24 protein-coding genes are annotated in these 19,540 nt (G+C 67.5%); 15 read left to right on the top strand and 9 right to left on the bottom strand.

Annotation, left to right across the window (positions count from 1 at the left end; translation table 11 throughout):
- Position 1: 1 nt before the first annotated feature.
- Positions 2-304: a DUF4193 domain-containing protein gene (locus A5695_RS23745; protein WP_007171590.1), complete on the bottom strand. Its 303-nt coding sequence runs from the start codon at positions 302-304 to the stop codon at positions 2-4.
- Positions 305-504: 200 nt separating this feature from the next.
- On the opposite strand from A5695_RS23745, the gene cei reads away from it, so the two are divergent.
- The gene (gene cei, locus A5695_RS23740; RefSeq protein WP_068088167.1) at positions 505-1,155 is read left to right on the top strand and encodes an envelope integrity protein Cei; all 651 of its coding nucleotides are present in this window, start codon (positions 505-507) and stop codon (positions 1,153-1,155) included.
- A 7-nt stretch (positions 1,156-1,162) separates the two neighbouring features.
- On the opposite strand, the gene A5695_RS23735 is transcribed toward cei, so the two are convergent.
- Positions 1,163-2,041: an inositol monophosphatase family protein gene (locus A5695_RS23735; protein ID WP_068088165.1), complete on the bottom strand. Its 879-nt coding sequence runs from the start codon at positions 2,039-2,041 to the stop codon at positions 1,163-1,165.
- A 104-nt stretch (positions 2,042-2,145) separates the two neighbouring features.
- On the opposite strand from A5695_RS23735, the gene ppgK reads away from it, so the two are divergent.
- The 3 genes from ppgK to A5695_RS23720 all read left to right on the top strand — a co-directional run bounded on the left by ppgK (position 2,146) and on the right by A5695_RS23720 (position 5,117).
- Positions 2,146-2,955, top strand: a complete 810-nt coding sequence (gene ppgK / locus A5695_RS23730; RefSeq protein WP_068088163.1) for a polyphosphate--glucose phosphotransferase — start codon at positions 2,146-2,148, stop codon at positions 2,953-2,955.
- Between the two features lie 176 nt (positions 2,956-3,131).
- Positions 3,132-4,625 (top strand): RNA polymerase sigma factor, encoded by a 1,494-nt coding sequence (locus A5695_RS23725; RefSeq protein WP_082946266.1) that lies wholly within the window; start codon positions 3,132-3,134, stop codon positions 4,623-4,625.
- An 84-nt stretch (positions 4,626-4,709) separates the two neighbouring features.
- The gene (locus A5695_RS23720; RefSeq protein ID WP_068088161.1) at positions 4,710-5,117 is read left to right on the top strand and encodes a RidA family protein; all 408 of its coding nucleotides are present in this window, start codon (positions 4,710-4,712) and stop codon (positions 5,115-5,117) included.
- Here the strand turns inward: A5695_RS23720 and A5695_RS23715 are convergent.
- Positions 5,066-5,431, bottom strand: a complete 366-nt coding sequence (locus A5695_RS23715; protein ID WP_068088159.1) for a DUF952 domain-containing protein — start codon at positions 5,429-5,431, stop codon at positions 5,066-5,068. The two genes, A5695_RS23720 and A5695_RS23715, sit on opposite strands and share 52 nt — an antisense overlap.
- Positions 5,432-5,567: 136 nt before the next feature.
- On the opposite strand from A5695_RS23715, the gene A5695_RS28030 reads away from it, so the two are divergent.
- The 3 genes from A5695_RS28030 (at position 5,568) to A5695_RS23705 (ending at position 7,940) form a co-directional block, all read left to right on the top strand.
- Complete coding sequence (locus tag A5695_RS28030) at positions 5,568-5,753, top strand: hypothetical protein (RefSeq protein ID WP_082946269.1); 186 nt, start codon at positions 5,568-5,570, stop codon at positions 5,751-5,753.
- 65 nt (positions 5,754-5,818) lie between these two features.
- Positions 5,819-6,787 carry a YihY/virulence factor BrkB family protein gene (locus A5695_RS23710; protein ID WP_068088156.1) on the top strand — a complete coding sequence of 323 codons (969 nt, stop codon included), beginning with the start codon at positions 5,819-5,821 and terminating at the stop codon, positions 6,785-6,787.
- Positions 6,788-6,854: 67 nt separating this feature from the next.
- On the top strand, positions 6,855-7,940 hold the full coding sequence (locus A5695_RS23705; RefSeq protein WP_068088154.1) for an IS630 family transposase: 1,086 nt from the start codon (positions 6,855-6,857) through the stop codon (positions 7,938-7,940).
- On the opposite strand, the gene A5695_RS23700 is transcribed toward A5695_RS23705, so the two are convergent.
- Positions 7,937-8,176: a DUF3039 domain-containing protein gene (locus A5695_RS23700; protein ID WP_007171573.1), complete on the bottom strand. Its 240-nt coding sequence runs from the start codon at positions 8,174-8,176 to the stop codon at positions 7,937-7,939. The genes A5695_RS23705 and A5695_RS23700 overlap by 4 nt on opposite strands.
- Before the next feature lie 45 nt (positions 8,177-8,221).
- Between A5695_RS23700 and A5695_RS23695 the strand changes: the two genes are divergently transcribed.
- The 3 genes from A5695_RS23695 (at position 8,222) to A5695_RS23685 (ending at position 10,573) form a co-directional block, all read left to right on the top strand.
- Positions 8,222-8,647 carry a DUF3099 domain-containing protein gene (locus tag A5695_RS23695; protein ID WP_369830232.1) on the top strand — a complete coding sequence of 142 codons (426 nt, stop codon included), beginning with the start codon at positions 8,222-8,224 and terminating at the stop codon, positions 8,645-8,647.
- Between the two features lie 150 nt (positions 8,648-8,797).
- On the top strand, positions 8,798-9,757 hold the full coding sequence (sigB, locus tag A5695_RS23690) for a sigma-70 family RNA polymerase sigma factor SigB (RefSeq protein WP_040623889.1): 960 nt from the start codon (positions 8,798-8,800) through the stop codon (positions 9,755-9,757).
- Between the two features lie 126 nt (positions 9,758-9,883).
- Entirely contained in the window at positions 9,884-10,573 is a 690-nt protein-coding gene (locus A5695_RS23685; protein WP_068088149.1) for a metal-dependent transcriptional regulator, read from the top strand.
- A gap of 21 nt (positions 10,574-10,594) precedes the next feature.
- Here the strand turns inward: A5695_RS23685 and A5695_RS23680 are convergent, their stop codons facing one another.
- Positions 10,595-11,653, bottom strand: coding sequence for a DUF4192 domain-containing protein (locus A5695_RS23680; protein WP_068088247.1), 1,059 nt, complete (start codon positions 11,651-11,653; stop codon positions 10,595-10,597).
- A gap of 110 nt (positions 11,654-11,763) precedes the next feature.
- On the opposite strand from A5695_RS23680, the gene sthA reads away from it, so the two are divergent.
- Positions 11,764-13,179, top strand: a complete 1,416-nt coding sequence (sthA, locus tag A5695_RS23675; protein WP_068088246.1) for a Si-specific NAD(P)(+) transhydrogenase — start codon at positions 11,764-11,766, stop codon at positions 13,177-13,179.
- Here the strand turns inward: sthA and A5695_RS23670 are convergent.
- Positions 13,176-14,015 carry a serine protease gene (locus A5695_RS23670; protein ID WP_068088243.1) on the bottom strand — a complete coding sequence of 280 codons (840 nt, stop codon included), beginning with the start codon at positions 14,013-14,015 and terminating at the stop codon, positions 13,176-13,178. The two genes, sthA and A5695_RS23670, sit on opposite strands and share 4 nt — an antisense overlap.
- A 189-nt stretch (positions 14,016-14,204) precedes the next feature.
- Between A5695_RS23670 and A5695_RS23665 the strand changes: the two genes are divergently transcribed.
- From A5695_RS23665 to A5695_RS23655, 3 genes are read left to right on the top strand one after another with little or no spacing between them, the layout of a single operon-like run.
- Positions 14,205-15,167 carry a proteasome assembly chaperone family protein gene (locus tag A5695_RS23665; protein ID WP_068088238.1) on the top strand — a complete coding sequence of 321 codons (963 nt, stop codon included), beginning with the start codon at positions 14,205-14,207 and terminating at the stop codon, positions 15,165-15,167.
- Positions 15,168-15,208: 41 nt separating this feature from the next.
- The gene (locus A5695_RS23660; protein WP_068088146.1) at positions 15,209-16,240 is read left to right on the top strand and encodes an alpha/beta fold hydrolase; all 1,032 of its coding nucleotides are present in this window, start codon (positions 15,209-15,211) and stop codon (positions 16,238-16,240) included.
- 46 nt (positions 16,241-16,286) lie between these two features.
- Positions 16,287-16,973, top strand: a complete 687-nt coding sequence (locus A5695_RS23655) for a PhzF family phenazine biosynthesis protein (RefSeq protein ID WP_068088143.1) — start codon at positions 16,287-16,289, stop codon at positions 16,971-16,973.
- A 17-nt stretch (positions 16,974-16,990) separates the two neighbouring features.
- Here A5695_RS23655 and A5695_RS23650 read toward each other — a convergent pair whose 3' ends face one another.
- From A5695_RS23650 to A5695_RS23640, 3 genes are all read right to left on the bottom strand, one after another.
- Positions 16,991-17,476 carry a peroxynitrite isomerase gene (locus A5695_RS23650; RefSeq protein WP_068088142.1) on the bottom strand — a complete coding sequence of 162 codons (486 nt, stop codon included), beginning with the start codon at positions 17,474-17,476 and terminating at the stop codon, positions 16,991-16,993.
- A 32-nt stretch (positions 17,477-17,508) separates the two neighbouring features.
- Complete coding sequence (nrdR, locus tag A5695_RS23645) at positions 17,509-17,973, bottom strand: transcriptional regulator NrdR (RefSeq protein WP_068088141.1); 465 nt, start codon at positions 17,971-17,973, stop codon at positions 17,509-17,511.
- Between the two features lie 128 nt (positions 17,974-18,101).
- Positions 18,102-18,596: a LysM peptidoglycan-binding domain-containing protein gene (locus A5695_RS23640; RefSeq protein ID WP_068088140.1), complete on the bottom strand. Its 495-nt coding sequence runs from the start codon at positions 18,594-18,596 to the stop codon at positions 18,102-18,104.
- Positions 18,597-18,885: 289 nt separating this feature from the next.
- Between A5695_RS23640 and lexA the strand changes: the two genes are divergently transcribed.
- Positions 18,886-19,540: transcriptional repressor LexA (lexA, locus tag A5695_RS23635; RefSeq protein ID WP_068088235.1), on the top strand; the 655-nt coding region annotated here is incomplete at its 3' end.

The following is a 19,540-nucleotide window of genomic DNA, read 5'->3' as shown; positions in this document are numbered from 1 at the left end:
ATCAGGCTGCGCAATCGGTACAGATCATCAGGCCGTTCTTCTCGCTGGCCAGTCGGCTGCGGTGTTGCACCAGGAAGCAGCTCGAGCAGGTGAACTCGTCAGCCTGCTTGGGAATGACGCGCACCGACAGTTCTTCCCCGGACAGGTCGGCGCCGGGCAGCTCGAAAGATTCAGCGGTTTCGGATTCGTCGACGTCGACCACGGCCGAGGCCGCCTCGTTGCGTCGTGCTTTGAGCTCCTCCAACGAGTCCTCCGAGACATCGTCGGTCTCGGTGCGCCGTGGAGCGTCATAGTCGGTAGGCATTTCTGTTCCCCTGCCGTATTGCCTCTACATGTACATGCCCGCGTTAGTTCAAGCATCGCTTTGTACCAGCGTCGAACGCATCCACCAAATGATTCGTGCCCGGATAGCGGTCGGTTAATGTGTGATTTACGTCACACACCCATATTGGCCCTTGCGTTCGCCTTTGAACAGTGCGTTTAGGGTGCGACTAGAGTGCACCTGTGGTCGCACAAATCACCGAGGGTACCGCCTTCGATAAGCACGGCCGGCCCTTCCGGCGACGCAATCCCCGGCCCGCCATCGTTGTGGTGGTCCTCCTGGTGGCGGCGACGGCCGTGGTGTGGACGATCGCGCTGACCCGGCCCGCCAACGTGCACGAGGTCGCGGCGTGCAACGCGCCACCCCAGGCGGCGAATTCGACGCCGGCTCAGCTCGGTGAGCAGGTGTCGCGCAGCGCGATGATGGACGTCACGCCCGCCAAGCTCAACGACACCAAGGTCCGCGTGCTCAACGCCAGCGGCCGCGGCGGACAGGCCGGCGACGTCGCAGGTGCACTCAAAGACCTTGGCTTCACGCAGCCGACCGCTGCCAACGACCCGCTCTATGCGGGCACCCGCCTCACCTGCCAGGGCCAGATCCGGTTCGGCACCGCCGGGCAAGCCACCGCCGCGACGGTGTGGCTAGTGGCGCCGTGCATGGAGTTGTTCAACGACAACCGCGCCGACGACTCCGTCGACCTGTCGTTGGGAACGGACTTCACCGCGTTGGCCCACAACGACGACATCGATGCCGTACTGGCCACCCTGCGCCCGGGCGCCACCGGGCCGTCGGACCCCGCGCTACTCACCAAAATTCACTCCAGCAGCTGCTGACGGGCCGTCAGTCGAGAATCGGGTCCAGCCCGTCGACCTCGTTCAGCGCGGCCAGCAGCGCGTCGGCGATTCCCGGTGCGGCGGCCAGCACCAGTCCGGCGCCCTCGATGCCGGGCGGCGGCAAGGTAACTCGCGCCCCCGCCTCGGCCGCGATCAGCGCCCCGGCGGCGCAGTCCCACGGCTGCAGGCCGTGCTCGTAGAACGCGTCGAGCCGGCCCGCCGCGACCATGCACAAATCGAGCGCCGCCGAACCGATGCGACGAACGTCGCGGACCACCGGCAGCAGCCGCGCCAACAACACCGCCTGCGTCGCCCGGCGCTGCCGTGAATAGCCGAAACCGGTGCCCAGCAATGCCATCGACAGGTCGTCGACCGCGGCGCACCGCAACGGCTGGATCCCTTCCTCGTCGATGACGTGTGCACCCTGCCTCGTCGCCGCCGAGTACACGCGATTGCCGACGACGTCGGCGACCGCGCCCGCCACCGACACGCCATCGACCTGCACGCCGACCGACACCGCGTATGCGGGGATGCCGTAGACGAAGTTCACGGTGCCGTCGATGGGATCGAGCACCCAGGTGACCGCGCCGGCGGGCATGCCCGCCGGGTCACTCGGACCGCCGCCCTCCTCGCCCAGAATCGGGTCGCCCGGCCGCAATTCGGCCAGCCGATCCCGAAGCAGCCGCTCCGTTTCCGTGTCGACGATGGTCACCGGATCGGTGGGGGTGCTCTTCGCCCGCACCGCCCCGCCACCTGCAGATCCGGAGCCCGCCGCGGCCGCACCGAACACCTCGGCGCGGCGGCGCCGCACGAACGCGGCGGCCTCGGTGGCCAACGACTCGGCCACCGTGCGCAACTGGGCGGGCTCGTCCTGAGGGCGGGTCACCGGTCTATCGCATCACAGGCGGCACGGCCCCCGCAGATACCCCGTCGCCACATCGGCGCCGGGCTAAGGTGGGCGGACAGCCAAAGTCACGCCCAGGAGCTTCGATGACCAGCACCGACTCGACCACGGATACGCCCGGCACCGGCACCGCCGTCGGCGCCGCAGAGCGTCGGGGATTCGGCATCGACGTCGGCGGCAGCGGCATCAAGGGCGGCATCGTCGACATGGATACCGGGCTGTTGATCGGCGAGCGGGTCAAGCTGTTGACCCCGCAACCGGCGACCCCCGCGGCGGTCGCCAAGACCATCGCCGAGGTCGTCAACGCATTCGGCTGGACCGGCCCCCTCGGGGTGACCTATCCGGGGGTCGTCACCCACGGCGTCGTCCAGACGGCGGCCAACGTCGACAAATCCTGGATCGGCACCAACGCGCGCGACATCATCAGTGCCGAGCTGGGCGGCCAGGACGTCACAGTGCTCAACGACGCCGACGCCGCGGGGCTGGCCGAGGAACACTACGGCGCGGGCAGAAACCAGTCCGGCCTGGTCGTGTTGCTGACGTTCGGCACCGGAATCGGCTCCGCGGTCATCCACAACGGCACGTTGATCCCGAATACCGAGTTGGGGCACCTCGAGGTCGGCGGCAAGGAAGCCGAGCAGCGGGCGGCGTCGTCGGTCAAGGAGAAGAACGACTGGACCTTCGAGAAGTGGGCCAAGCAGGTCACCCGCGTGCTGGTGGCGATCGAGAACGCGGTGTGGCCGGACCTGTTCATCGCCGGCGGCGGCATCAGCCGCAAGGCCGACAAGTGGCTACCGCTGCTCGAAAATCGCACCCCGGTGGTGGCCGCGGCCCTGCTCAACACCGCCGGAATAGTGGGTGCGGCCATGGCCTCGACCTCCGACGTGACGCACTGATTTTCGCCCGGCGGAGCCGTTCGACCGCTGACTGTCGTTACAATGGTCATCGGCGACCGCCCGAACGTTAGCGTGCAAGTACCCACGCTGATCCAACGCCGACATCGACATAGCAGACACTTTCGGTTAACCATGCCCACTACCCACCGAAGGTGAGCCCAAACGAAGGGGTGTAAGTGGCAGCGACCAAGGCAAGCCCGGCAACCGACGCGCCGGTGAAACGGACCGCCACGAAGTCTTCCCCCGCCAAGCGACCAGCGGCCAAGGCCGCCCACGGCGCCGCCCCCGCGAAGCGCGCCGCCAAGGCGCCGACGCGGGCCGAGGCCGAGGCCGGTACCGACACCAAGAAAGCGCATGGCGCCAAGGCCCCGGCGGGCCGCGGGTCGAAAGCGGCCAAGGGCGCCCCGGCCGACGCCGAGGCCGACCTCGAGGCCGTCGAAGAGCTCGACGACACGGAGCTCGACGCCGAGCCCGGTGAAGACCTCGAGATCGACGCGGCCGACCTGAGCCTGGACGACCTGGAAGAAGACGTTGCGGCCGACGGCGAAGATGCCGACATCGAGCCCGCCGATTCCGACGACAGTGAGGAAGAGGCCGCCGCCCCGGCCGCCGCGGCCGGAGAGACTGCCGCCGAGGAGGACGAGGAAATCGCCGAGCCGTCCGAAAAGGATAAGGCCTCCGGCGATTTCGTCTGGGACGAAGACGAGTCCGAGGCGCTGCGCCAGGCCCGCAAGGACGCCGAACTCACCGCGTCGGCGGACTCGGTTCGCGCCTACCTCAAGCAGATCGGCAAGGTGGCGCTGCTCAACGCCGAGGAAGAGGTCGAGCTGGCCAAGCGGATCGAAGCCGGCCTGTACGCCACACAGCTGATGGCCGAGATGGCCGATCGCGGCGACAAGCTGCCCGCCGCTCAGCGCCGCGACATGATGTGGATCTGCCGCGACGGCGACCGCGCGAAAAACCATCTGCTGGAAGCCAACCTCCGACTGGTGGTGTCGCTGGCCAAGCGTTACACCGGCCGCGGCATGGCCTTCCTGGACCTCATCCAGGAAGGCAACCTGGGCCTGATCCGCGCGGTCGAGAAGTTCGACTACACCAAGGGTTACAAGTTCTCCACCTACGCCACGTGGTGGATCCGCCAGGCCATCACCCGCGCCATGGCCGACCAGGCCCGCACCATCCGCATCCCGGTGCACATGGTCGAGGTGATCAACAAGCTGGGCCGCATCCAGCGCGAGCTGCTGCAGGACCTGGGCCGCGAGCCCACGCCCGAAGAGCTGGCCAAGGAAATGGACATCACGCCCGAAAAGGTCCTGGAAATCCAGCAATACGCCCGCGAGCCGATCTCGCTGGACCAGACCATCGGCGACGAGGGCGACAGCCAGCTGGGTGACTTCATCGAGGACAGCGAGGCCGTGGTGGCCGTCGACGCCGTGTCCTTCACGCTGCTGCAGGACCAGCTGCAATCGGTCCTCGAGACCCTCTCCGAGCGCGAGGCGGGCGTAGTACGGCTGCGTTTCGGCCTCACCGACGGCCAACCCCGAACCCTCGACGAGATCGGCCAGGTGTACGGAGTCACCCGCGAGCGCATCCGTCAGATCGAGTCCAAGACGATGTCAAAGTTGCGCCACCCCAGCCGTTCTCAGGTCCTGCGCGACTACCTCGACTAAGCGACCCGCCGGGCTGTTTGGCGCGCAAGGGACCCAACGGAAAACCCGTCGCGCCGGCGGCGCCGGCCGTCGTACGGTGACGGCATGAACCGCACACGGGTGTCCTCCGGCTCCGAGTTCGAGACGGCCGTCGGCTATTCGCGCGCCGTCCGGATCGGCCCGCACGTGTGGGTGGCCGGCACGACGGGCTTCGGACCGGTCGGCGACGTCGCGGCCCAGACCCGAGACGCGTTGCGGCGCATAGAGGTTGCGCTCGACGGGGCGGGCGCGGCGCTCACCGACGTGGTCCGGACCCGCAGCTACGTCACCGAGATCTCCCGCTGGCGCGAGGTCGCGGCGGTGCACGCCGAGGTGTTCGGTGACATCCGCCCGGCGGCCACCATGGTGCAGGTGTCGGCGCTGATCGCGCCCGAACTGCTGGTGGAGATCGAAGCCGACGCCTATGTGGGATCCCCGACCGGCGGGAAGGTGCCGTCGGCGGCCGGCCGGTAATCGGTGACCCGAATCACAGCCGCAGTGGGCAGCGGGCCGTACAGGTGCGGGAACAGCATCGACTCCGGATCCGTTGCTACGCCGGGCTCCCAACGAACTTCGGAGTCCAGCAGCGCCGGATCGATGTGCAGCAACACCAAATCATCGCGACCCCGGTAGAGCCGGTTGGCCGGCAAATGGACTTGTCCGGGCGCCGAAAGATGGATGAACGGGCCACCGACCGACGTGTCGGGGCGAATCTCACCGGCGGCGCGGGCACGGGTCCACTCGTCACGCGCGCACAGATGTACCAGCAGGTCAGGAGCAGAAGCCACGGATGATCACTGTAGAGAGTTGTTCGAAACGAAACGTTTACAGCTCGTGAGAAACGACACACCCGATAACGATCGGGGAACAACGCAAAAACCACATACGTCTGAGAGAGTGAACAAAAGCAAGAACGGAGAAGCCATGAATGCAACTCTGACCAGTCCCGAGCTAACCCGGGCGGACCGCTGCGACCGCTGCGGTGCCGCTGCTCGAGTCCGCGCCACGCTGCCTTCAGGAGCTGAGCTTCTCTTCTGCCAGCATCACGCCAACGAGCACGAGGCGAAGCTGACCGAGCTCTCCGCCGTCCTGGAGGTCAACGGAAGCTAGTCCCGCCGGACTCACCCCTCGCCAATGTGGGCGAGTGGGGCGGTCTTCGGTAATGCTGGACGGGTATGAGCGATCAAGTCGCAAAACCGTCGCGCCATCACATCTGGCGACTCACGCTGAGGACCCTGTCGAAGAGCTGGGATGATTCCATCTTTTCCGAGTCGGCCCAAGCGGGTTTCTGGTCGGCGCTGTCGCTACCGCCACTGCTGCTGGGGATGCTGGGAAGCCTGGCCTACGTGGCACCGCTGTTCGGCCCGGACACGTTGACGGCGATCGAGAAGAGCATCACCTCGGCGATCCGCAGCTTCTTCTCCCCCAGCGTCGTCAACGAGATCATCGAGCCGACCATCCGCGACGTCACCGCCAACGCGCGTGGCGAGGTGGTGTCGGTCGGCTTCCTGATCTCGATGTGGGCGGGATCGTCGGCCATCTCGGCCTACGTCGACGCGGTGGTGGAGGCGCACGACCAGACCCCGCTTCGGCATCCCGTGCGGCAGCGGCTGTTTGCGCTCTTCCTCTACGTCGTGATGCTGGTCTTCGTGGTGCTGGCCGCCCCGGTGTTGGTAATTGGCCCGCGCAAGGTGAGCGAACACATCCCCTACGACTTGGCCAACGTCCTGCGCTACGGCTACTACCCGGCGCTGATCCTGGGGCTGCTCGTCGGGGTGGTCATCTTGTATCGGGTGGCGCTGCCCGAGCCCCTGCCCACGCACCGGCTGATCTTCGGCGCCGCGCTGGCCATGGCGGTCTTCCTGATCGCCACGCTGGGCCTGCGAGTCTACCTGCGGTGGATCACCAGCACCGGCTACACCTACGGAGCGCTGGCCACCCCGATCGCGTTCCTGCTGTTCGCGTTCTTCGGCGGGTTCGCCGTCATGCTGGGCGCCGAACTCAACGCCGCGATCCAAGAGGAGTTCCCGGCGCCGAAGACGCACGCGCACCGGCTGCGCAAGTGGCTGCAGTCACGCATCGCCGAGCTGACTGGGACGGCGGCTCCCCCGCCGGACCCGGCCGCCGACAACGCGGCGCTGTGACGCTGAGGCGCCGCGGTCGACCTAGTGTCCTGAGTCCTTAGTTCGTGGGTTCTTGTTAGAATGGGTGATGCCGTCGCCGCATGCTGTTCAGATCGTGTTGACCGAGGATGAACGCGCTGAGTTGGAGGGCTGGGTTCGTTGGCGCAACAGCGCGGCCGGACTGGCTCTGCGGGCCAGGATCGTGCTGGCCGCCGCCGATGGCGGATCCAATGTCGATCTCGCCGACAGGTTGGAGTTGGATCGCAACACGATTCGTAAGTGGCGCAATCGGTTCGCCGAGAAGCGGTGCGACGGGCTGCTCGACGAACCGCGACCGGGCCGGCCTCGCGTGGTGGGTGACGAGCAGATCGAGGCGTTGATCACCGCCACGTTGGAGACCACGCCGCCAGGTGCCACCCACTGGTCGACGCGGTCGATGGCCGAACACCTTGGGCTATCGCAGTCGATGGTGTCGCGGGTGTGGAGGGCGTTCGGATTGGCTCCGCACAAACAGGATTCGTGGAAGCTGTCCAAGGATCCACTGTTCGTGGCCAAGGTTCGTGACATCGTCGGGCTCTACCTCGACCCACCGGAGCGCGCCATGGTGCTCTGCGTGGACGAGAAGACCCAGATCCAGGCGCTCAACCGCACCGCACCGGTGTTTCCTATGCTGCCCGGAACGCCGGCGCGCGCCACCCACGACTACGTCCGCCACGGCACCTCGAGCCTGTACGCGGCACTGGATCTGGCTACCGGCAAAGTGATCGGTTCACTACATTCGCGGCATCGCTCTCAGGAGTTCCTGGCGTTCCTCAAAAAGATCGACACCGAAGTGCCCGCGGACTTGGAGTGCCACGTCGTGCTCGACAACGCCTCCACCCACAAAACACCAGCGGTCAAGAAATGGCTGCTCAACCATCCCCGCTTCGTGCTGCACTTCACCCCGACCAGCTCGTCGTGGCTCAACCTGGTCGAGCGATGGTTCGCCGAGTTGACCACCAAGAAACTGCGCCGCGGTACCCACACCTCGGTGCGCCAACTCAACACCGACATCCGCGCCTGGATCGAACACTGGAACGACGACCCGAAGCCCTACGTCTGGACCAAGACCGCCGACCAAATCCTGGCGAGCATCGGAAACTACTGCAACCGAATTAATGACTCCGGACACTAGTCCTTCTTCATCCGGTCGTAGATCTGCTTGCAATCCGGGCACACCGGCGAGCCGGGCTTGGCCGCCTTCGTGACGGGAAACACTTCCCCGCACAACGCCACCACGTGGTTACCCATCACCGCGCTCTCGGCGATCTTGTCCTTCTTGACGTAGTGAAAGTATTTCGGCGTATCGCTGCCGGTCCCGTCGTCGACGCGTTCGTCGGTGTCGGTGCGTTCGATCGTCTGGGTCTGCATACCTCATATTGTGCCCCGAAACCGGCTTCTGCCGGAATCGCCGTGGTGTGGGACAGTGGAAGGATGACGCGCGGCTCCGAGTTGGGGTTCGACGATGATGGCAGGCCGATCCTCATCACCGCCGCCGCACCCTCCTACGAAGAACAGCACCGGGCACGGGTGCGTAAGTACCTGACGCTGATGGGATTCCGGATCCCGGCGCTCATCCTGGCCGCCCTCGCGTATGGCGCCTGGCACAACGGTCTGATCTCGCTGGCGATCGTGGCGGTGTCGATCCCGCTGCCGTGGATGGCCGTGCTGATCGCCAACGACCGGCCGCCGCGCAGCGCAGACGAGCCGCGGCGGTTCGACGACGCCCGGCGGCGCACCCCGCTGTTCCCGACGGCTGAGAGTCTGGCGCTCGAGGCGCGACGCCATCCGCAACCGGGTTGGCCCCCCGGGCCGGGCGGCGACGTCGGTCACTCGCGCTGAGAACGCGATTGCTCGGACTTCTCAGGACATTCTCAGGTCGCCGGCACATTTGTGCACGTCAAGACGTGTGAGATGACAAAAGGCTGGGAACTCTCAGGGCTGATCTGTCGTTGTACTCGATGACAGCACAAAGCCGAATGGGAGGTCGCTATGGCGAACGCCAGCACGAGCAGATTTGACGGCGATCTGGATGCTCAGAGCCCCGCAGCGGACCTCGTGCGCGTTTATCTCAATGGCATCGGTAAGACGGCGCTGCTGAACGCGGCGGGCGAAGTTGAACTGGCCAAGCGCATCGAGGCTGGGCTCTACGCCGAGCACCTGCTCGAAACCCGTAAGCGCCTCGGGGAGAACCGCCGACGCGACCTGGAAGCCGTCGTGCGCGATGGTCAGGCCGCGCGCCGACACCTATTGGAAGCGAACCTGCGGCTGGTGGTGTCGCTGGCCAAGCGCTACACCGGTCGCGGCATGCCGCTGCTGGACCTGATCCAGGAGGGCAACCTCGGGCTGATCCGCGCGATGGAAAAGTTCGACTACACAAAGGGATTCAAGTTCTCCACCTATGCCACGTGGTGGATTCGCCAGGCCATCACCCGCGGCATGGCCGACCAGAGCCGCACCATCCGCCTGCCCGTGCACCTGGTTGAGCAGGTCAACAAGCTGGCGCGGATCAAGCGGGAGATGCACCAGAACCTGGGCCGCGAGGCCACCGACGAGGAACTGGCCGCCGAGTCCGGCATCCCGGTGGAGAAGATCAACGACCTGCTCGAGCACAGCCGCGACCCGGTAAGCCTGGACATGCCGGTCGGCTCCGAAGAGGAGGCCCCGCTGGGCGACTTCATCGAGGACGCCGAGGCGATGTCCGCCGAGAACGCGGTCATCGCGGAGCTGCTGCACACCGACATCCGCAGCGTGCTCGCCACTCTCGACGAGCGTGAGCACCAGGTGATCCGGTTGCGCTTCGGCCTCGACGACGGCCAGCCGCGCACCCTGGATCAGATCGGCAAGCTGTTCGGCCTGTCGCGCGAGCGGGTCCGCCAGATCGAGCGGGACGTAATGTCCAAACTCCGCCACGGCGAGCGCGCCGACCGGCTACGGTCGTACGCAAGCTAGGACCCCTGAGCTAGTAACACGACGGTATGCCCGCCGCGGACGCGGCGGGCATACTGCTTGTCGGGGAAGCGTTACACCCATTCACGCAGCTGGCCAAGTAGACTCGGCGTCGATGGAAGGTGCTGAATGAACGACCTGGTTGACACCACCGAGATGTACCTACGGACCATCTACGACCTCGAAGAAGAGGGCGTGACGCCGCTTCGCGCCCGGATCGCCGAGCGGCTCGACCAGAGTGGGCCGACCGTTAGCCAAACTGTATCCCGCATGGAGCGCGACGGGCTCCTTCACGTCGCCGGCGACCGGCACCTCGAGCTCACCGACAAGGGCCGGGCGCTGGCCGTGGCCGTCATGCGCAAGCACCGCCTCGCAGAGCGATTGCTCGTCGACGTCATTGGCGTGCCGTGGGAGGAAGTGCACGCCGAGGCATGCCGGTGGGAGCACGTGATGAGCGAGGATGTCGAGCGGCGGCTGGTGAAGGTGCTCAACCACCCGACCACCTCCCCCTTCGGCAATCCGATCCCCGGGCTTCTCGACCTGGGCGTGGGCCCCGAGTCGGGCTCCGGCGAGGCCAACCTCGTCCGGCTGACCGAGCTGCCACCCGGATCGCCGGTGGCCGTGGTGGTCCGCCAGCTGACCGAACACGTGCAGGGCGACATCGACCTGATCAGCCGCCTGAAGGACGCCGGCGTCGTCCCCAACGCCCGGGTGACCGTCGAGACCGGCCCCGCGGGCGTGACCATCGTCATCCCTGGCCACGAGAACGTCACCCTGCCGCACGAGATGGCGCACGCCGTCAAGGTCGAGAAGGTCTGACCGCCCGGCACGGTCGTCGGGTTAGCTCGCCCGCCGGCCGAACGGCCGCCGCGGCGGTAACCGCACCCCGAGCTGCTTGGCCAGCCGGTAGCCGGTGAGCGCCAATTCGCGGATGTCCTCCGGCCTCAGCCCCGACTGCAACGCGGTGTCCAGCATGCCCGCCATGCGATGCTCGGGCTCGCAGCGCAGCGCGGCCTCCAGCGACACCCCGGCCAGCGGGCCGTCGCCGCGGGCGTACGCGCTGAACGCGAGCAGTACCAGCGCCTCGACCCGCCAGGGCGGCGGCAGGGTGCGCGCCAGCAGCGCCCACAACGTCTCCGCATCTCCGGCGTTCTCGCCGACCGCCAAGGCGTAGAGGATGTCGCGCACCTGCGCGTCGCTCAGCGCGCAGCCCAGCTTGGCCAGCTGGGTCGAGGACAGCGCCTGGCCGGCGGCGACCCGGGATGCGGACGTCATGGCGTGTTTGACGTCGGCCCGGGCGCGGCGGGCCGGATCCGCGCGCTGGACCGCCACGCGCCGTGTCGCGTACCGGTCGATCACGCCGGTCAATGCCGCGCTGCGCGCCGCATCCTCGACCGCGATGACGGCCTGCAGGTCGGCGCGTCGCGCGTAGAGCCGCCTGCCATCGAGCACCGCCGCGGCCGCCAGCGGCGACGCGGATGGATCGTCGACCACGCCGCTCGAACCGCACCCGTCCACGCAGTGCCAGCGGCCGCCGAGCGCGACACGGTCGACCACATGGGCGGCCCACAGCTCGATACCCTTCTGGGACAACGAGTTTGCCAGCGTGTCACACAGCTGCCGGTACTCCTCGTTGCAACAGGGACAGTGCGCCCCGTCCTCGTTGACGATCACCACGATCGCGGCGTCGGGACGGGCCGCGGCGGCAACCTCGGCCAGGTGCCCGACCCGGCCGATCAGCTCGTCGGAGAGGTCGACCCGCATCACGGCCCCCAGGTCGCCGCCGTCCAAAGACACCAATACCAATGAATTTTCGGGAACGAAGCCCAGAACGGCAGGCAGCGCGGCGATGAGGGCGCCGGGTCGGTTCAGTTTGAAGTCAGGTCGATGCGTCGTCATGGGCACCACGCTGGCGGCCACCGCCGTCAACCGGGCTCGCGGGAACAGGCGGAATCCCGCGCCTGTGGATGAACCCAGCACTGTGAGTGCTGCTGATCTACTGTTACCCCATGAGTTCGGCTCAAGAGTACGACATGGTGGTCATCGGTTCGGGTCCCGGCGGCCAGAAGGCCGCCATCGCGTCGGCCAAGCTCGGCAAGTCGGTCGCGGTCGTCGAACGTGGCCAGATGCTCGGCGGCGTGTGCGTCCAGACCGGCACCATCCCCTCAAAGACGTTGCGCGAGGCCGTGCTTTACCTCACCGGGATGAGCCAGCGCGAACTGTACGGCGCCAGCTACCGCGTCAAGGAGAAGATCACCCCGGCCGACCTGCTGGCCCGCACCCAGCACGTGATCGGCAAGGAGGTCGACGTGGTGCGCAACCAGCTGATGCGCAACCGCATCGACTTGTTGCTGGGCCACGGTCGGTTCGTCGACCCGCACACCATCGAGGTCGAAGACCCCTCGCGTCGCGAAAAACTAACCGTCAGCGGCAAACACATCGTGATCGCCACCGGCACCCGGCCCGCGCGCCCGTCCGGCGTGGAGTTCGACGAGGATCGGGTCCTCGACTCCGACGGCATCCTCGACCTCAAGTCGCTGCCCACCTCGATGGTGGTGGTCGGCGCCGGTGTGATCGGCATCGAATACGCCTCGATGTTCGCCGCGCTGGGCACCAAGGTCACCGTCGTGGAGAAGCGCAGCGACATGCTGGACTTCTGCGACCCCGAGGTGGTGGAGGCCCTGAAATTCCACCTGCGCGACCTGGCGGTGACCTTCCGGTTCGGCGAGGAGGTGACCGCGGTCGACGTGGGCTCGGCGGGCACCGTCACCACGCTGGCCAGCGGCAAGCAGATCCCCGCCGAGACGGTCATGTATTCCGCTGGGCGGCAAGGCCAGACCGACCACCTCGACCTGCACAACGCCGAGCTGGAGGCCGACAACCGCGGCCGGATCTTCGTCGACGACTTTTTCCAGACCAAGGTGCCGCACATCTACGCCGTCGGCGACGTGATCGGCTTCCCCGCGCTGGCCGCGACCTCCATGGAGCAGGGCCGGCTGGCCGCCTACCACGCTTTCGGGGAGCCGACCGACGGCATCACCGAACTGCAGCCGATCGGCATCTACTCCATTCCCGAGGTGTCCTACGTGGGGGCCACCGAGGTCGAACTGACCAAGAACGCGATCCCCTACGAGGTGGGGGTGGCCCGGTACCGGGAACTGGCCCGCGGCCAGATCGCCGGCGACTCGTACGGGATGCTCAAGCTGCTGGTCTCCACCGATGATCTCAAGCTGCTGGGTGTGCACATCTTCGGCACCAGCGCCACCGAGATGGTGCACATCGGGCAGGCCGTGATGGGCTGCGGCGGGACCGTCGAATACCTGGTGGACGCCGTGTTCAACTACCCCACTTTTTCCGAGGCCTACAAGGTGGCCGCGCTCGACGTGATGAACAAAGTGCGGGCGCTCAACCAGTTTCGCCACTAACAGCTGTCGTCGAGTTCTCCAGGAATAGGGTCGCCGGGGCCGCCGGCATCGGCGCGGGCCAACAACTGCGCGGTCTGGGCGTCGAACGGCGCCGAATACGAGACGTTCGCGGCGCAGCCGCCGCGCTCGAACCCACCGATCACCCCGGTGAGGATGGTGCCGCTGACCCACGGCGCGCCGCTGGTGCCGTCCACCAGGCCTTCGCACGGGAACGAGGGGAAACCGCCCTCGGTCACCGAGGTGCTGGCCTGACAGCCGATGGGCGCGCCGCCCACGCCGGCCGGGTAGCCCATGACGGTGACGTGGCTGCCGGGCGGCGGCGTCGTGCCCAGAGTCAGTGCCAGGCCGACGCGGGCCTCCACCGTACCCCCGGCGTCGTTGCTCAGCCGCGCGATCGCGTAGTCCGCGTTCGGATCCTTGCTCGCGCTCCAGCGGTGGTCGAGGTAGACGGCGTCGGCCTTCCAGATGTCGGCTGGGGCGGGCGGCGCGTCGCCGGCGAAGCCCGGCACGAAGGTGATCTTGGATGCCCCCGCCAGGCAGTGCGCCGCGGTCATCATCAGGTTGCCGCCCGCCGAATGCACCACCGAGCCCGTGCACACGTGCAGCGGCCCACCGTCGATGAAGATGGCGCCGACGCGCTTGTCCGGGTCCACCGGCCCCGCCACCGCCTTTTGCTGGGGCTGGGCCAGCCGCTGCGCAGGCGCGCTGCTGTGCACGACGGGCGCCGGCGGGGCCGACGCACGATCGTTCGGCGGCCGCTTGCACGACGTCACCGACGTCGCCACGGCGACCACCAGGCACAGAAACAGGGTCGGAACGCGCATCGGTTTCATCATGCCTGACACCTGCGCGGCGAGCAGATTCCGACGCGTCGCCGCGCAACCACTGGCGAACACGGCCCACCGGCGTGTTCGCTTGCGGATTAACCGCGAACTTCACACCGCTGTTTGATTTTGGTGTCCACCGATTCGGGGGACACTGGTAGGGCAGCACCCAGGATGGACCCTCGAGAGGAGGCGATCCCGATGGCCAGTCAGGACCCGCACTACCAGCCGGGACAGGCCGGCATGTACGAGCTCGAGCTGCCGGCGCCGCAGTTGTCGACCTCGGATGGCCGCGGCCCGGTGCTGGTGCACGCATTGGAGGGTTTCTCCGACGCCGGTCATGCGATCCGGCTGGCCTCCTCGCATCTGAAGGCGGCGCTGGACACCGAGCTGGTCGCGTCGTTCGCCATCGACGACTTGCTGGATTACCGGTCGCGGCGGCCGCTAATGACGTTCAAGACCGATCACTTCACGAACTATGACGAACCGGAACTGAGCCTGTACGCGTTGCGTGACACCATCGGCACCCCGTTTCTGCTGCTCGCCGGGATGGAGCCGGATCTGAAATGGGAGCGCTTCATCACCGCGGTGCGCCTGCTCGCCGAGCGCCTGAACGTGCGCCAGACCATCGGCCTGGGCACCGTCCCGATGGCGGTTCCCCACACGCGGCCGATCACGATGACCGCCCACTCGAACAACCCCGAGTTGATCGCCGAATTCACCCCGTGGATCTCCGAGATTCAGGTCCCGGGCAGCGCGTCCAACCTGCTGGAATACCGGATGGCCCAGCACGGCCACGAGGTCGTCGGCTATACCGTGCACGTCCCGCACTACCTGACGCAGACCGACTACCCGGCCGCCGCCGAGGCGTTGCTCGAGCAGGTGGCCAAGATCGCGTCGCTCGAGTTGCCGCTGACCGCGTTGACCGAAGCGGCTGAGGTGATCCGGACCAAGATCGACGAGCAGGTCGAGGCGAGCGCGGAGGTTGCTCAAGTGGTGACCGCGCTCGAGCGACAGTACGATGCCTTCATCGACGCTCAGGAGAACAGGTCGTTACTAACTCGCGACGAGGACCTGCCTAGCGGCGACGAGCTTGGTGCAGAGTTCGAGCGATTCCTCGCCCAGGAGGCCGAGAAGAAGCGCGGCGACGACGACCAGGCGTGACCTTTCCACACGGCCCTAGGCCCGACCCGAAGGTTGGCGAGATGACCGAGCGGAAGCGCAAGAGCACTCTCCGCCCGGTGCGTGAGGTCACCGCACCCCGGCTGGAGTTCCGCACCATCCACGGCTACAAGCGGGCCTACCGGATCGCCGGCGACGGGCCGGCGATCCTGCTGGTGCACGGCATCGGGGACAACTCCACCACCTGGAACACCGTGCAGGCCAAGCTCGCTCAGCGGTTCACGGTCATCGCTCCGGACCTGCTCGGTCACGGGCGATCCGACAAGCCGCGCGCCGACTACTCCGTCGCCGCCTACGCGAACGGGATGCGTGACCTGCTCAGCGTCCTCGACATCGAGCGGGTGACGGTCGTCGGTCATTCAATGGGCGGCGGCGTGGCCATGCAATTCGCCTACCAGTTCCCGCATTTGGTCGACCGGCTCATTCTGGTCGCCGCGGGTGGTGTCACCAAGGACGTCAACATCGCGCTCCGGCTCGCTTCGCTGCCGATGGGAAGCGAGGCCCTGGCCCTGCTGCGGCTCCCCCTCGTCCTGCCGGCCATGCAGCTGGCAGGGCGAATAGCGGGCCTGGCGATCGGATCGACCGGCCTGGGCCGCGACCTTCCCAACGTCCTGCGGATCCTTGACGACCTGCCGGAGCCCACGGCCTCGGCGGCCTTCAGCCGCACGCTGCGCGCGGTGGTGGACTGGCGCGGGCAGATCGTCACGATGCTCGATCGTTGCTATCTGACGGAGGCCATCCCGGTACAGATCGTCTGGGGCACCAAGGATGTGGTGGTCCCCGTCCGGCATGCGTGGATGGCGCACGCCGCGATGCCGGGTTCCCGCCTCGAAATCTTCGAAGGCTCCGGTCACTTCCCGTTCCATGACGACCCGGCCCGATTCATCGACGTTGTCGAGCGCTTCATCGATTCCACCGCTCCCGCCGAATACGATCAGGCCGCCCTGCGCGGTCTGCTGCGCAGCGGCGGCGGCGCGAAGGCCGTCAGCGGTCCAGCCCCGACCCGCGTCGCCGTGCTGAACGCGATGGGCTCCGACGAACGCAGCGCCACCTGAACCACCTTGATCTGTGCGGCCGCCCCAGGGGTCGTACAGTCGGTCCATGGGGATCGACGTCACGGTGTTGCGGGTGTTCACCGATGCGGACGGCAATTTCGGCAATCCGCTCGGGGTGGTGAACGCCACCCACGTCGAGCCCGCCGACCGGCAACAGCTGGCTACTGAATTGGGTTACAGCGAAACCGTTTTCATCGATCTTCCGGCTGCGGGGTCGACGACCGCGCACGCCACCATCTACACCCCCCGGGTCCAGATCGCTTTCGCCGGGCACCCCACGGTCGGCGCGTCGTGGTGGCTGCGCGAGAGCGGTACGCCGGTCAACACCCTGCAGGTGCCGGCCGGCCTTGTGCAGGTGAGCTATGCCGGCGACCTCACCCGTATCAGCGCGCGCTCGGACTGGGCGCCCGAGGTGGCCCTGCACGAATTCGATTCGGCCGAGGCGCTTCTCGCGGCAGACCAGGGTGATTTTTCCGACGACACGGCGCACTACCTGTGGGCGTGGACCGATCGGGCCGGCGGGTCGCTACGCTCGCGCGGGTTTTTCCCGAACCTCGGTGTGCTCGAAGACGAGGCGACCGGCTCGGCGGCGATGCGGATCACCGACTACCTAAGCCGCGACCTGCGCATCACCCAGGGCCGGGGCTCGATCATCGAAACCACCTGGAACGCCGAGGGCTGGGTGGGGGTCGCCGGGCGGGTTGTCAACGACGGTGTGCGGCATCTGGACTGACGGCCGCGGGGCCGCGCTCAGCGCTGCCGACGCAGCACCGCGGCGAGGTGGTGCTGCAAGGGCTGCCCGACCGCGCCCATCCGCACCGAATACGACAGTTCGTCGCCGTCGATGCGGAAGGAACGGCCAAGGGCGGTCACCTCTTTGGCGGTCGGGGTCAGGCCGACGTCCGTGGTGGTCAGCTCGATGTCGATCACATCGTCGGTGACCGCGTACGTGCCCACCTCGATCTCGGTGATGCCGCTTGGATGGGCCAGCACCAGTTCGACGTGACCGGGTTGCGGCACCCGCAGGTAGCCGGTCTCGGCGTGCAACGGCTTTCCGTCGGCCGGCGCCTTGGTCCTTTGCGCGTACGCCAGAAACGGCTTGCCGACGTGGGAGAACACGACTTCTTCGAGATAGTCGAACGGCTCGATGGTCGGGTACTCGCCCGCACCCTGGCCGGCCCAGGTGCCCAGCAGCGGCGCGAGGGCCGCGAGATCGGGATGCAAGTCGGGGGGCATGAAACCGAGACTAGCCCGGGGAAGAAGACCCCTCAGTTAGGTGTCGTCACCTGGCGGTGTTCGCGCAGCGCCTGGATCTCGCGTTCGAAATCGTCCGCGGACTCGAAGGACCGATACACCGAGGCGAACCGCAGGTAAGCGACCTCGTCGAGGTCGCGCAGCGGCCCGAGAATCGCCAGGCCGACCTCATGGCTGGCGACCTCCGGCGAGCCCGCGGCCCGCACAGTGTCCTCAACCTGCTGGGCCAGCAGGTTGAGCGCGTCGTCGTCCACCTGGCGGCCCTGGCAGGCCCGGCGCACACCGCTGATGACCTTCTCCCTGCTGAAGGGCTCGGTGACTCCGCTGCGCTTGACCACGGCCAGCACCGCGGTCTCCACTGTCGTGAAACGACGTCCGCACTCGGGGCACGATCGGCGGCGCCGGATCGCCTGCCCCTCATCAGTTTCCCTCGAGTCGATCACCCGGGAATCGGGATGACGGCAGAACGGGCAATGCATGACCGCTCCTTCGCCGTGCCGACAACCAGGTACCGCAGCACTTCGAGCGTACCCGCGCACTCACCTGCGCGGGTACTGGCTCAGTGCGGGGTTCGCGCTCGCCGGTCGGCCGTTAGCGGAGGCGGTCGTCAGCCGACCGGGGCGATCAAGGTCTGGCCCGCGACCAGGTTCGGCGAGTTCATGTCGTTGAGTTCGCGGATGCGGTCGGCGACCTGGCGCGCGGGCGCGTCGGGCGCCACCCGGTGCGCCACGTCTTGCAGCGACTCCCCCGCCTCCACGCGCACCACGGCCAGCCGGTCCGGGACGTGCGCGGCCGAACTGCCGGAGTCGCCGTTGAGCACCTGACCGACGTTCCCGACCAGGCCCAGCCACAGCGTGATCGCGCCGGCAGCCAGCGCCAGCCAGATCGTGGTCGCCAGCGTGACGGGACGCTTGCGGTGGGGCGCCGCAGACACCGCGACGCCGGTGCCGTAGTAGCGCGTGGGTGCGCCCGCCGGTCTCGAGGGACCGGGGCGGCGGGACCGGGCCAGCCCGTCGCGGCCGTAACGAAGCCCCTGGACCGGTCCGTTGACCGGACGCCGAGGGCTGGCGGTCCGCGGCCCCAGCGTGTGGATGGTTGTCATCTGCGTTCCTCCGGTCAACTTGATTCGCTCAGCTGTTCGACTGTATCGCTCGTGTGTTCGAAATCCGAACATGTGAGCGAAGCGTGTCGCACGAGTCGAACGCTAGGCCACGCCACCGACAAGTTCGTGGCCGCCAGAGCTGACATGCGGCTGAAATACCCGATCTATCGAAGAGTTACACCTTTGTGATTCACGACTTCGCCGCGGCTTTCCGCGGGGCTAGGGGCGCGCGACACGCGAGTCGAACACATGTTTGATTCTTGGGCCCGGTGGGGTTACATTCAGTGCCATGAGCGACAGCAGCGACACCTCATCGGCCGGCAAGGACGGTCGGTTGCACGCCGTGGATTCATCGCTGACCGAACGTCAGCGCACCATCTTGAACGTCATTCGCGCGTCGGTCACCAGCCGCGGTTACCCCCCGAGCATCCGGGAGATCGGCGACGCCGTAGGCCTGACGTCGACGTCGTCGGTGGCTCATCAGCTGCGCACCCTGGAGCGCAAGGGCTACCTGCGTCGCGACCCGAACCGCCCCCGGGCGGTCGACGTGCGCGGCGCAGACGACGAGGTGGCGGCGCCGGCCACCGACGTCGCCGGCTCGGACTCCCTGCCGGAGCCGACGTTCGTGCCGGTCCTCGGGCGCATCGCCGCCGGTGGACCGATCCTCGCCGAGGAAGCCGTCGAGGACGTCTTCCCGCTGCCGCGCGAGCTGGTCGGTGAGGGCACGCTGTTCCTGCTGAGGGTCGTCGGCGACTCCATGGTCGAGGCGGCGATCTGCGACGGCGACTGGGTGGTGGTGCGTCAGCAGAACGTCGCGGACAACGGCGACATCGTCGCGGCCATGCTCGACGGGGAAGCCACCGTGAAGACGTTCAAGCGGGCAGGCGGTCAGGTGTGGCTGATGCCGCACAACCCGGCGTTCGACCCGATTCCCGGCAATGAGG

This window comes from Mycobacterium sp. E1747, assembly GCF_001667775.1.
Taxonomy (GTDB): Bacteria; Actinomycetota; Actinomycetes; order Mycobacteriales; family Mycobacteriaceae; genus Mycobacterium.
The sequence above is the reverse complement of the archived record's forward strand: the minus strand, read 5'-3'. Positions and strand labels throughout refer to the sequence as shown.